At 72.6% G+C, this 12,036-nt stretch carries 10 protein-coding genes; 6 read left to right on the forward strand and 4 right to left on the reverse strand.

Features of this window, described 5'->3' with window-relative positions; translation table 11 throughout:
• Positions 1-45 precede the first annotated feature (45 nt).
• Positions 46-489: a GNAT family N-acetyltransferase gene (locus Aau02nite_RS07945; protein WP_212987665.1), complete on the forward strand. Its 444-nt coding sequence runs from the start codon at positions 46-48 to the stop codon at positions 487-489.
• Here the strand turns inward: Aau02nite_RS07945 and hemQ are convergent.
• From hemQ to hemE, 3 genes are all read right to left on the reverse strand, one after another.
• Positions 486-1,193: a hydrogen peroxide-dependent heme synthase gene (hemQ, locus tag Aau02nite_RS07950; protein WP_212987666.1), complete on the reverse strand. Its 708-nt coding sequence runs from the start codon at positions 1,191-1,193 to the stop codon at positions 486-488. The genes Aau02nite_RS07945 and hemQ overlap by 4 nt on opposite strands.
• Positions 1,190-2,587, reverse strand: a complete 1,398-nt coding sequence (gene hemG / locus Aau02nite_RS07955; protein ID WP_212987667.1) for a protoporphyrinogen oxidase — start codon at positions 2,585-2,587, stop codon at positions 1,190-1,192. The genes hemQ and hemG overlap by 4 nt, the downstream gene beginning before the upstream one ends.
• Positions 2,588-2,919: 332 nt before the next feature.
• Positions 2,920-3,948 carry a uroporphyrinogen decarboxylase gene (gene hemE / locus Aau02nite_RS07960; protein ID WP_246594978.1) on the reverse strand — a complete coding sequence of 343 codons (1,029 nt, stop codon included), beginning with the start codon at positions 3,946-3,948 and terminating at the stop codon, positions 2,920-2,922.
• Between the two features lie 86 nt (positions 3,949-4,034).
• Between hemE and Aau02nite_RS07965 the strand changes: the two genes are divergently transcribed.
• Positions 4,035-4,607 carry a DUF3000 domain-containing protein gene (locus Aau02nite_RS07965; protein ID WP_212987669.1) on the forward strand — a complete coding sequence of 191 codons (573 nt, stop codon included), beginning with the start codon at positions 4,035-4,037 and terminating at the stop codon, positions 4,605-4,607.
• Here Aau02nite_RS07965 and Aau02nite_RS07970 read toward each other — a convergent pair.
• A complete protein-coding gene (locus Aau02nite_RS07970) occupies positions 4,604-5,602 on the reverse strand; it encodes a S1C family serine protease (protein WP_212987670.1) in 999 nt (332 codons plus the stop codon). The genes Aau02nite_RS07965 and Aau02nite_RS07970 overlap by 4 nt on opposite strands.
• 177 nt (positions 5,603-5,779) lie before the next feature.
• On the opposite strand from Aau02nite_RS07970, the gene Aau02nite_RS07975 reads away from it, so the two are divergent.
• From Aau02nite_RS07975 to Aau02nite_RS07990, 4 genes are all read left to right on the forward strand, one after another.
• A complete protein-coding gene (locus Aau02nite_RS07975) occupies positions 5,780-7,120 on the forward strand; it encodes a ribonuclease D (RefSeq protein ID WP_212987671.1) in 1,341 nt (446 codons plus the stop codon).
• Positions 7,121-7,324: 204 nt separating this feature from the next.
• Positions 7,325-8,521 carry a thiolase family protein gene (locus tag Aau02nite_RS07980; RefSeq protein ID WP_212987672.1) on the forward strand — a complete coding sequence of 399 codons (1,197 nt, stop codon included), beginning with the start codon at positions 7,325-7,327 and terminating at the stop codon, positions 8,519-8,521.
• 8 nt (positions 8,522-8,529) lie between these two features.
• Positions 8,530-10,590: a 3-hydroxyacyl-CoA dehydrogenase NAD-binding domain-containing protein gene (locus tag Aau02nite_RS07985; RefSeq protein WP_212987739.1), complete on the forward strand. Its 2,061-nt coding sequence runs from the start codon at positions 8,530-8,532 to the stop codon at positions 10,588-10,590.
• Positions 10,591-10,757: 167 nt separating this feature from the next.
• Positions 10,758-11,843, forward strand: coding sequence for a hypothetical protein (locus Aau02nite_RS07990; protein ID WP_212987673.1), 1,086 nt, complete (start codon positions 10,758-10,760; stop codon positions 11,841-11,843).
• Positions 11,844-12,036: the final 193 nt, after the last annotated feature.

A 12,036-nucleotide genomic window follows, 5' to 3' on the forward strand; every position in this document is an offset into this window, starting at 1 on the left:
ACCAACGCCCGAGGGTGCGTTCCGGTGACGCTTAAAATCCGACTCATGCATCCGGAGCCCCGAGACGAGATCCGGGTGGCGTCGTTCCGCGACCTCGACGCCACCACCCTGTACGCGATCCTCAAGCTGCGCGTCGACGTGTTCGTCGTGGAGCAGAAATGCCCGTACCCGGAGCTGGACGGGCGCGACGACGAGCCCGGCACCCGCCACGTGTGGCTGGCCCGGGGCGACGAGATCCTCGCCTACCTGCGCATCCTCGACGACGCCGGCACCGAGCGGATCGGCCGCGTGGTCACCGCGGCGAACGCACGCAAGGGCGGCTACGCGAGCCGGCTGATGACCCACGCGCTGGAGGTGGTCGGCAACCGGCCGAGCACGCTGGAGGCCCAGGCGCACCTGACCGGCTTCTACGGCCGCTTCGGCTACGTGCCGACCGGACCCGAGTACCTGGAGGACGGCATCCCCCACGTACCCATGAAAAGGTCCTAGGGCAGGGCGGCGACGAGCTCGGTGACCGAACGGCGGCGACCGGTGTAGAACGGCACTTCCTCGCGGACGTGCCGGCGGGCGGTCGACGCACGCAGGTCCCGCATCAGGTCGACGATGCGGTGCAGCTCGTCGGCCTCGAACGCCAGCATCCACTCGTAGTCACCGAGGGCGAACGAGGCGACCGTGTTGGCCCGCACGTCCGGGTAGCCGCGGGCCATCTTGCCGTGCTCGGCCAGCATGAAACGCCGCTCCTCGTCGGGCAGCAGATACCACTCGTAGGACCGGACGAACGGGTACACGCAGATGTACGGGCGGGCCTCCTCGCCGGCCAGGAACGCCGGCAGGTGGCTCTTGTTGAACTCGGCCGGACGGTGCAGCGCCATCTGGGACCAGACCGGTGCCAGGTGGCGGCCCAGCGCCGTCCGGCGGAAGAGCCCGTACGCCTCCTGCAGCGCGTCCGGCGACTCCGAGTGCCACCACACCATGACGTCGGCGTCGGCGCGCAGGCCGGCCACGTCGTACGTGCCGCGCACCACCACGTCCTTGCCGACCAGCTGCTCGAACAGCGCGTCGACCTCGTTGGCCAGGTCCTCGCGCAGGGCCGGCAGCGGCGACGCGACCTTGAACACCGACCACATGGTGTAGCGGATCGTCGCGTTCAGTTCCTTGACCCGCGCGGCATTGGTCTGCGGCTGATCGGTCATCGCTCCTCCAGGTGTTTCAGGACGTCGTCGGCGGCTGTCTCGCCGCTGGCCACACAGGCCGGAATGCCCACCCCGTCGTACGCCGCGCCGGCCAGCACCAGGCCGGGCCGGTCGCTGAGCGCTGCCCGGGCCAGGGCCACCCGGTCGAGATGCCCCGGGGCGTACTGCGGCAGGCCGCCACCCCAGCGTTGCACCCAGGACTCCACCGGCGGCGGCAGCTCGCCGCCGAGCAACCGGCCCAGCTCGGCGTGCGCGGTCGCGACCAGCACGGGATCGGGCGGCTGCAGCCGCTGCTCCTCACCGGCCCGGCCCAGCGAGGCCCGGATGATCACCGGCCCGCCCTCGCGGCGCAGGTGCGACCACTTGTGGGTGAAGAACGTGGCCGCCTTGACCAGGGTGCCCTCGGTCGGCGGCACCAGGAAGCCGGACAGCTCGGGCAGCGGGGTGCCGGGCGGCAGGGCCAGAGCGATCAGGGCGACGCTGGCGTAGTCGAGCGCCTCGACCTCAGCGGCGGCGGACAGGTTCACCCCGGCGAGCATGCGGGCAGCGGGCCGGGCGGGCACCGCGAGCACAACGGCATCGACGTCGTCGGTCTGCGGCGCCGGCACCGGGCCCAGCAGCAGCCGCCAGCCGTGCGGGGTGCGGGCGATCTCCCGGACCGGCAGGCCGAGACTGATCCGCGCGCCGGTGGCGGCCGCCGCGGCGGCGACCAGCTGGGTCATCCCGCCGTCGACGGCGCCGAAGATCGGCCGGCCGGGGACGCGGGCGGCGGCGGCCTGGGCGGCGCGCACAGCGGCGGTCAGGGTGTGCTCGGTGCGGGCGGTGCGGGCCAGCGCGGGCATGGTGGTGGCCAGGGAGAGGCGGTCGGCGCGGCCGGCGTACACGCCGCCCAGCATGGGATCGACCAGCCGGTCGGCGACCTCGTCGCCGAAGCGGCTCCGGACCAGCGTGCCGACGGCGACGTCGGCGCCGGCGGCGAGCAGCGGCCGGCCCTCGTCGCGGTCCAGGCCGGCGGCCGGCCGCGCGACCGCGCCGAGCAAGCTCAGATCCCCGGGTACGCCGACCAGCGTCCCCTTGGGCACCGGCTGCAACACCCCACCGATCGCCAGGGCGGCCGGAATCGCGGACGGGTGCACGATGCGGTCACCCAGCCCGAGCCGCCGCACGAACCGCACGGCCGCGGACTCGCCACCGTCCGGCCCACCGACCAGGAACGACTCGGCACCCCGCTCGACGGTGCAGCCCGCCAGCTCCCCGGTGCGCAACTTGCCACCGAGCCGCCCGGACTGCTCGTAAATGATGATCTCGGTGTCGGCAGGCGCCCGGTCCCGGATCCGCACGGCAGCAGCCAGCCCGGCGATCCCGCCGCCCACGACCGCAACCCGCTTCCGCACGAGACAACAGTCTCAGGCCCCGAACCCCGCCGCCCACCCGGGTCCATCAATGTGACAGGCACGGCACGCCCGCGGTTCGACCGCACCCAAAGTCGCACTGCGCCCGTCGGTGTCGAGGACGCCGAAAATGACTAGGCGCCCTTTGCCGTGGTCATTTTCGGTGGCCTCGGCACCGACCTCGCGGGGCGCAGTGCCCGCCGAGCGGAGCGAGGCCATCAAGCAGAGCCGAAAATGACTAGGCGCCCTTTGCCGTGGTCATTTTCGGTGGCCTCGGCACCGACCTCGCGGGGCGCAGTGCCCGCCGAGCGCAGCGAGGCCATCCAACACAGCCATCAAGCAGAGCGGACCAGATCGACCAGGCGGGTCAGGACGTCCGGGTCGGTTTCCGGCATCACGCCGTGGCCCAGGTTGAAGACGTGACCCGGGGCGGCCTTGCCCTCGGCCAGCACCCGGCGGGCCTCACGCTCGACGACCTCCCACGGCGCGAACAGAATCGCCGGGTCCAGGTTGCCCTGGACCGCCTTCTCCGCCCCGATCAGCGTCGTCGCCTCGTCCAGCGGGGTCCGCCAGTCCACCCCGACCACGTCGGCGCCGGCCTCGCCCATCGCCCGCAGCAGCACCGCCGTGCCCACCCCGAAGTGGATCCGCGGCACCCCGGCCCCGGCCAGCCCACCCAGCACCTTCGCCGAGTGCGGCAGCACGTACCGGCGGTAGTCGGCCTCGGAGAGCGCGCCGGCCCACGAGTCGAAGAGCTGGACCGCGCTGACCCCGGCGCCGACCTGGACCCGCAGGAACGCCAGCGTGATGTCGGCCAGCTTGGCCAGCAGGGCGTGCCAGAGTTCCGGCTCGCCGTACATCATCGCCTTGGTCTTGAGGTAGGTCCGCGACGGGCCGCCCTCGATCAGGTAGCTGGCCAGGGTGAACGGCGCCCCGGCGAACCCGATGAGCGGAATCGGCCCGAGCTCGGGCACCAGCAGGCGCACGGCCTCGTCGACGTAGCCCACGTCGCCGGCCGCCAGCGGGCGCAGCCGGGCCACGTCCGCGGCCGTACGGATCGGCTCGGCCACCACCGGTCCGGTGCCGGCCACGATGTCCAGGTCGACGCCGGCCGCGGCCAGCGGCACCACGATGTCGCTGAACAGGATCGCGGCGTCGACGCCGTGCCGGCGGACCGGTTGCAGGGTGATCTCGGTGACCAGGTCGGGCCGGCGGCACGACTCCAGCATCCCGACACCCGCGCGGATCTTGCGGTATTCGGGCAGGGAGCGGCCCGCCTGCCGCATGAACCAGACGGGCGTGTGCGGCACCGGCCGGCGGCGGCAGGCCCGGACGAACGCCGAATCTTCGAGGATCGTGGTCACCCGCGACATCGTGCCACGTGAGTGAACGGCGTCGTGCGGCGCGCCGCGCGGGCCGGTTCCGTGGTGATCGGCATAGGCTTCGAGGCATGGGTCCCACGTCCGCCGCACCCGAGGCGTTCACCCGCGCCGTCACCGGGCTGCGGGCTGCCGCGCCGCGCGAGGAGATCCTGCTCGAGGAGATCGCGGCCCCGCAGCGGCTGGCCCCGTACGGCTTCGCACTGAGCGCCACCGTCCTGCGCGACGGGGACGAGGTGGCCAGCGGCCGGCTGATCCTGCTGCACGACCCGGCCGGTCACGACGCCTGGCAGGGCAACCTGCGGCTGGTCACGCTGATCACGGCCGAGCTGGAGTCGGACATGGCCGGCGACCCGCTGCTGCCGGCGGTGGCCTGGACCTGGCTCACCGACGGCCTGGAGCAGCACGCGGCGGCGTACACGGCGATCGGCGGCACGATCACCCAGACGACCTCGACCCGCTTCGGCGAGCTGGCCGGCCCGGCCCCGACGGCCGACCTGGAGATCCGCGCCTCCTGGACCCCGACCTCGGAAGACCTGGGCGCCCACCTGCAAGGCTGGTGCACCATGCTCGCCTCCACCGCCGGCCTGCCCCCACCCGGCGTAACCGCCCTCGGCAACCGCCAGCGAGCCGGCGCGAACTAACAGACTTTGAAGGCGTCGCAGGCTGTCTTGATCGGGACGGCCAGGCCGATGCCTTCGGCGTCGCGGGCCTTGGCCGTGGCCAGCCCGATCACCTCGTCCGCGCTGTTGACCACCGGTCCCCCGGAGTTGCCCGGGTTGATCGGGGCGTCGAACTGGATCGTCGCGCCCTGCGAGTCGTCCGGCCGGTACGCGCTCACCACCCCGGTCGTCACCGTGTCCTCCAGGCCCAGCGGCGCCCCGACCACCACCACCTGCTGACCCGGCTTGACCGTGGCCGGCGCGGTGTCCAGGCCGGCGATCTTGCGGTTGGCGCGCAGCAGGGCCAGGTCGTTGCTCTTGTTGACCTTGACGATGGTCGCGGACACCTCGTCCTTGCCGCGTTCCAGGAAGACCTTGCGGTCGCCGGAGTTCCAGACCGACTCGACCACGTGGAAGTTGGTCAGCAGGTTGGCCTGACCCTCGGCCGCCTTGTCGCCGACCGAGAACGCCGTACCGGTGAAGTTGCCGGCGCGGACCCGGAAGACGCTGGGCAGCACCGACGACGAGATCGCCTCGGGGTCGAAGACCGCGGCGAGTTTCTGCTCGAGCCGGTCGGCCCGCTGGGCGAGCTGGTCCTGGCGCTGCAGCGCGCCGGCCAGCTGGTCCGCGCTGGCGCCGAGCCGGCTGTCCACCCGGTCGAGCCGCCAGGCCTGCCAGCCGGCCACCAGGAGCAGGACCAGGACGAGGAGCATCGTCATCAGCCGGTTGCGGCCGCGGCCGTTGAGCACGGCGGGCTCCGCCGCCGGATCGGCCACCACGGGGTACGTGGCAGCGCCGGTCGGCGACGGCAGGTACGGCGCCCCGAACCGGCTCGCCGGGCGCGGATGACCGAACCGGGGTTCCGGCCGGTGCGCGGTGGCCCATTCGCCGGACGGGTGGTCGGGCAGGCTGAGCAGCGGGTCCTGTGGTGGCCGGCGCGGGCCCGGCACCCCGAAGGGGTCGTAGGCGGTCGTCATGCGGCGCGGGCCTCCCGGGTATCGACGCTCCGGTCTCTAGTACGGACGGAGAGGGGTCAGCGGACGGGCGCACGCGGGCTTTCTTGAAACAGGCCGGCCGGACCGGAGTGGATCGAGGCCCGACGCGCCGGGACCCGGCTGCGCACCCAGGGGGCGGTACCCCCGTACGGTTACGGAGTGACCGACGAAGCACCCCTGCGCCGTCGGGACGCGCCGGACCAAGCAGGGGACGGACCGCACGCCGTGCCGCCCGACCCGATGTCTGGCGGTCCCGAGAGCGAACCTGCCCGCACCTCCGTTCCCCTCACCGCACCCCGCGACGGCACGCCACGACCGGTCGAGACGGCCGACGAGCTGGCCGAAGTGGTCGCGCGGATGGCCGCGGGCTCCGGCCCGGTGGCCGTCGACGCCGAGCGCGCGTCCGGCTACCGCTACACGCAGAAGGCCTATCTGGTGCAGTTGCGCCGGGCCGGCGCCGGCACGGTGCTGATCGATCCGATGCCGCTGGACGACCTGCGCACCCTGGACGAGGCGCTGGCCGAGACCGAGTGGGTGCTGCACGCGGCCAGCCAGGACCTGGCCTGCCTGGCCGAGATCGGGATGCGGCCGCGCCGGCTGTTCGACACGGAGCTGGCCGCCCGGCTGGCCGGTTTCGAGCGGGTCGGGCTGGCCGCGCTCACCGAGCAGCTGCTCGGCTACTCGCTGGAGAAGCACCATTCGGCGGCCGACTGGTCGACCCGGCCGCTGCCGGAGTCCTGGCTGACGTACGCGGCCCTGGACGTCGAGATGCTCACCGACCTGCGGGATCTGCTCGCCGCCGAGCTGGACCGCCAGGGCAAGTCGGCCTGGGCCGCCGAGGAGTTCGCGGCCCTGGTGGCCAGCGCCGACCGCCCGCCGCGCAGCCGGCCGGACCCGTGGCGGCGCACCTCCGGCATCCACCGGGTCCGCGGCGCCCGCGCCCAGTCCCGGGTCCGTGCCCTCTGGTACGCCCGCGACGGCGTGGCAGCCCGCCGCGACTCGGCCCCGGGCCGGGTGCTGCCCGACTCGGCGATCATCGCCGCGGCCGAGCTGGATCCCAAGGACGAACGCACTCTGCTCGGCCTGCCCGGCTTCGGCGGCCGGTCGGTGCGCCGGCTGGCCCGGGTGTGGCTGGACGCGCTGGACGCGGCCCGCGCGCTGCCGGACGACGAGCTGCCGGTGAACGTGCCGGTCGAGGGGCCGCCCCCGCCGCACCGCTGGGCCGAGCGGGACCCGGTCGCGGCGGCCCGGCTGCAGCGCTGCCGGCAGGTCGTGATCACCACGGCCGAGGCCCACACCCTGCCCCCGGAGAACCTGATCAGCCCGGACTTCATCCGCCGGCTGGCGTGGTCGCCGCCGGAGGACGTGACCCCGCAGACGGTGGCGGACACGCTGCGCGGCTTCGGCGCCCGCAACTGGCAGGTGGGCCTGATCGCCGACGGCATCGCGAAGGTCCTCCCGGAGCCGCCCCCGGTCGCCCCACCGCCGCCGACCGACTGATCCGCACATCGCCTGCCGCGACCGCTCGCCGGTCGCGGCAGGCTTTTAGCCATGCAACCAGCCGGCGATCGGCGGTAGCGACGGTCAGCACCGGGCGACCGCGTGAAATTGATGTGTTTCTCACCTAGCTTCGAACCAGGAGCCGGGTAGGCAACAATGTTACCGGCGAGTAGCATGGAATCCCCGCCTGCAAGGAGGCTTGTTGTGCCCCGAGTAAGCCGCGAGGTCGTCTTCGTCGACGGCGTCCGCACCCCGTTCGGCAAAGCGGGCGGCATGTATGCCGAGACCCGCGCCGACGATCTGGTGATCCGCTGCATCCGCGAGCTGATGCGGCGCAATCCGCAGCTGCCGCCCGAGCGGGTGGACGAGGTGGCCATCGCCGCCACCACGCAGATCGGCGACCAGGGCCTGACCATCGGCCGCACCGCCGCCCTGCTGTCCGGGCTGCCCAAGACCGTGCCCGGCTACGCCATCGACCGGATGTGCGCCGGCGCCATGACCGCGGTGACCAACGTCGCCGGCGGCATCGCCATGGGCGCCTACGACGTCGCCATCGCCGGCGGGGTCGAGCACATGGGCCGGCACCCGATGGGCGAGGGCGTCGACCCCAACCCGCGGATCCTGGCCGAGAAGCTGGTCGACCCGTCGGCTCTGGTCATGGGGGCCACGGCGGAGAACCTGCACGACCGGCTGCCGGGCATCACCAAGGAGCGCGCCGACGCCTTCGGGCTCGCCTCGCAGGAGAAGACGGCGAAGGCGTACGCGAACGGCAAGCTGCAGCCCGACATGGTGCCGGTCGCCGTGCGCGACGCCGAGCAGGGCTGGGGCCTGGCCACCGCCGACGAGGCGCCCCGGGAGACCTCGATGGCCAAGCTCGCCACCCTCAAGACCCCGTTCCGCCCGCACGGCAAGGTCACCGCGGGCAACGCGGCCGGCCTCAACGACGGCGCCACTGCCGCCCTGCTGGCCAGCGAGGACACGGCCCGCGAGCTGGGCCTGCCGGTCGCCATGCGGCTGGTCAGCTACGGCTTCGTGGGCGTCGAGCCCGAGGTCATGGGGTACGGCCCGATCCCGTCGACGGAGAAGGCCCTGCGCCTGGCCGGGCTGACCATCGACGACATCGGCCTGTTCGAGCTGAACGAGGCCTTCGCCGTGCAGGTGCTGGCGTTCCTCGACCACTTCGGCATCGCCGACGACGACCCGCGGGTCAACCCGTGGGGCGGCGCGATCGCCATCGGCCACCCGCTGGCCAGCTCCGGCGTGCGGCTGATGACCCAGCTGGCCCGGCACTTCGCCGAGCACCCCGAGGTGCGGTACGGCATCAACGCCATGTGCATCGGCATCGGCATGGGCGGCACTGTGATCTGGGAGAACCCCCACTGGGAAGGTGCGGACAAGTGACCACGGCTCTGCCTGACTACCCGAACGAGGTCGTGACCAAGGCGCTGCTGCGTCTCGTCAAGGTGCCGGGGCTGGACAAGCCCGCCGCGCTCATCACCCTCGACAACGGCCTCGACTACAAGAAGCCCAACAGCTTCGGCCCGGCCGGGCTGCGCTCGCTCGACGAGGCGATCACCCGGGCCGCCGAGGCCGAGCCGGCGTTCATCGCGCTGACCGGCAAGCCGTACATCTTCTGCGTCGGTGCCGACATCACCGGCATGCCGTTCATCACCCAGCGGGACCAGGCTGTCGCCCTCGGCGAGCTGGGCCACGCCGTGTTCGCCCGGCTCAAGAACAGCAGCATCCCGACCTTCGCGTTCATCAACGGCGCGGCGCTCGGCGGCGGCCTCGAGGTCTCCCTGCACTGCCACTACCGCACGGTTTCCACCGGTGCCGCGGCGCTGGGCCTGCCCGAGGTGGCCATCGGCCTGATCCCCGGCTGGGGCGGCAGCCAGCTCCTGCCCCACCTGATCGGCGTGCCGGGCGCGGCGCAGGTGATCCTGCAGAACCCGCTGACCCAGAAGGTGCTCAAGCCCAAGCAGGCCCGTGAGCTGGGCGTGGCCGACGAGATCTTCGAGGCCGCCGACTTCCTCGAGCGCTCGCTGGAGTGGGCCGCCGGCGTCGTCAAGGGCGAGGTCACCGTCGAGCGCCCCGAGGTCGACAAGGACATGTGGGAGGGCGTGCTCTTCTTCGCCAAGCAGCAGCTCGACGAGCGGCTGCACGGCGCGGTCCCATCGGCCAACAAGGCCCTCGAGCTGCTCGCGCTGGCCAAGGACGCCTCGTTCGAGGATGGCACTGCCGCGGAGACCCAGGCGCTCGCCGACCTGATCATGGGTGACGAGTCCCGCGCCAGCCTGTACGCGTTCGACCTGGTGCAGCGCCGTGCGAAGCGCCCGGTCGGCGTGCCCGACAAGTCGCTGGCCCGCAAGGTCACCAAGGTCGGCATCGTCGGCGCCGGCCTGATGGCCTCGCAGCTGGCCCTGCTGTTCGCCCGCCGCCTGCAGGTGCCGGTGGTCATGACCGACCTGGACCAGAGCCGGGTGGACAAGGGCGTCGACTACGTCGGCGGCCAGATCGACAAGATGGTCGGTAAGGGCCGGATGGACGAGGGCACCGCGGCCAAGCTGCGCGGCCTGGTCAGCGGCTCGGTCGACAAGTCGGTCTTCGCCGACGCCGACTTCGTGATCGAAGCCGTCTTCGAGAACCTCGACCTCAAGAAGCAGATCTGGGCCGAGCTGGAGAAGATCGTCACGCCCGAGGCGATCCTGGCGACCAACACGTCCTCGCTGTCGGTGACCGAGATGGCCGCCGACCTCGAGCACCCGGAGCGGGTCGTCGGCTTCCACTTCTTCAACCCGGTCGCGGTGCTGCCGCTACTGGAGATCATCAAGGGCGAGCGGACCGACGACGCGACACTGGCCACGGCGTTCGCGGTCGGCAAGGAGCTGCGCAAGTCGTCGGTGCTGGTCAAGGACGCCCCGGCGTTCGTGGTCAACCGGCTGCTGACCCGCTTCACCAGCGAGATCTTCCGCGCCATCGACGCCGGCACGCCGCTGGACGTGGTCGACACGGCGCTGGACCCGCTCGGCCTGCCGATGCGGCCGATCGCGCTGCTGCAGCTCGTCGGCCCGGCGGTCGGCCTGCACGTGGGCGAGACTCTGCACCGGGCGTTCCCGGACCGCTTCGGCGACAGCGCCAACCTGCGCAAGATCGTCGACGCCGGCCTGCCGCTGATGGTCGACGACGAGATCAACCCCGAGGTGGTCGAGCTGGTCGAGGGCGGTTCCACCCCGCTGACCGGCGACGAGGTACGCCGGCAGGCGCTGGACGCGCTGGCCCAGGAGATCCGGCTGATGCTGGACGAGGGGGTCGTCGCCGAGGCGCAGGACATCGACCTGTGCATGCTGCTGGGGGCCGGCTGGCCGTTCCACCTGGGGGGCGTGACGCCGTACCTGGACCGCAGCGGCACCTCCGAGCGGGTGACCGGCAAGCGGTTCCTGCCGCCGGGTGTGGCGAGCGTGCCCGCCTGACGCCCCGTTCCGACAGGACCGACGTCCCCGTGCCTGTCCCTGGCACGGGGACGTCTTCCGTACCGGCCTGCCCTACCGGGGCCCGCAACCAGCCGGTATGCCGATGACCACGGGTCGCGGGCGACGACTAGGCTCCCTCGTGCTGTAGCCCGATCGATGGAGCGTTGATGTCGCAGCCGCCGAACCAGCCCTACTCGGGCCAGCCCTACCCCGGTCAGCCCCAGCCCGGCCAGCCCCAGCCCGGGCAGCCGTACTCGGGCCAGCCCCAGCCAGGACAGGCCCAGCCGGGCCAGCCCCCGGCCGGGCAGCCGTACCCGGGCCAGCCGCAACCCGGGCAGCCGTACCCGGGTCCGCCCGGATCCGGCCAGCCGTATGCGGGTCAGCCGGGATATCCCGGCTACCCGGGCCAGCCCAACCCCGACGTGCCCGCCTCGGTGCCCCCGCAGCCGGGTTACGGGCCGCCGTCGTACCCCCAGCCGGATTACACCCAGGTCGACTACTCCCAGCCGGAGTACGCCCAGTCCGGCTACCCGCAGCCGGGATATCCCCCGCCCGGCTACCCGCCGCCCGGGCCGATGCCGGGCTACCCGCCGAAGAGGAAGTCGCGGGCGCTGCCGATCACGCTGGTGTCGGTCGGGCTGGTCCTGGTCCTCTGCGTCGGTGGCGGCACCGCCGTCTACCTGGCCGGCCGCAACACCGCCGAGGGTCTCGCCGAGGCCATCACCTCGGCCGCACCGACCCAGCCCACCCGGCCCACCCTGCCGACCCGGCCGACCGAGGCGGTCCCCACGGCCACCATCAGCATCGTCGAGCCGAAGACGCTCGGTGGCCGGCCCAAGGTGACCGACCCGCAGTTCGCCGACCGCGTCGAGCAGCTCGAGAGCAATCTCGCGCTGGTGCCCGGGGCCACGCAGACCGTCGGGGCGCTCTACGGCACGCCGGCGAAGCAGGACATCGTCGTGGTGGTGGCGGCCAAGACCCGGGTGCCCAACCCGAAGCGGGAGCTGGACAGCGCCTTCACCGGGCCGGGGGTTTCCGAGCTGAATCTGACCGGTGTGGCGAGTATCCCGGCCGGACCACTCGGTGGCGTGGCGAAGTGCGCCAAGGGCAACGCCGGCGGGGCACCCCTGTCGATGTGCGGCTGGGCCGACGAGGGCAGCTCCGGCCTGGTGTTCTGGTACTTCACCTCGCTGAGCGACGCCAAGAGGGAGTTCATCAAGCTCCGGGGCCAGGTCGAGAAGAAGTCAAACTGACACGCCCGGAGTCCGCGTCACACGTTCGCATCGCTCCTGACACGAACGCGACGCGGTCTATCGGGTTGCGCTCATCGATGCCGTACCGAAACATCGACGCGACAGGATGATCGGCCGGGTCCCGCACGGGCCCCGGTCTTTCGTTTCGAGCTGGCAAGGAGCGTCCGGTGGTACTCCCGCAACTTCGCCGTGT

This window comes from Actinoplanes auranticolor, from assembly GCF_018332655.1.
Classification (GTDB): Bacteria; Actinomycetota; Actinomycetes; order Mycobacteriales; family Micromonosporaceae; genus Actinoplanes; species Actinoplanes auranticolor.

Coding starts and splice junctions, on each gene's coding strand:
- Aau02nite_RS07965 (WP_212987669.1), top strand. CDS start 4,035: ATGGGTCCCACGTCCGCCGCACCCGAGGCGTTCACCCGCGCCGTCACC.
- hemQ (WP_212987666.1), bottom strand. CDS start 1,193: ATGACCGATCAGCCGCAGACCAATGCCGCGCGGGTCAAGGAACTGAAC.
- Aau02nite_RS07945 (WP_212987665.1), top strand. CDS start 46: ATGCATCCGGAGCCCCGAGACGAGATCCGGGTGGCGTCGTTCCGCGAC.
- Aau02nite_RS07970 (WP_212987670.1), bottom strand. CDS start 5,602: ATGACGACCGCCTACGACCCCTTCGGGGTGCCGGGCCCGCGCCGGCCA.
- Aau02nite_RS07990 (WP_212987673.1), top strand. CDS start 10,758: ATGTCGCAGCCGCCGAACCAGCCCTACTCGGGCCAGCCCTACCCCGGT.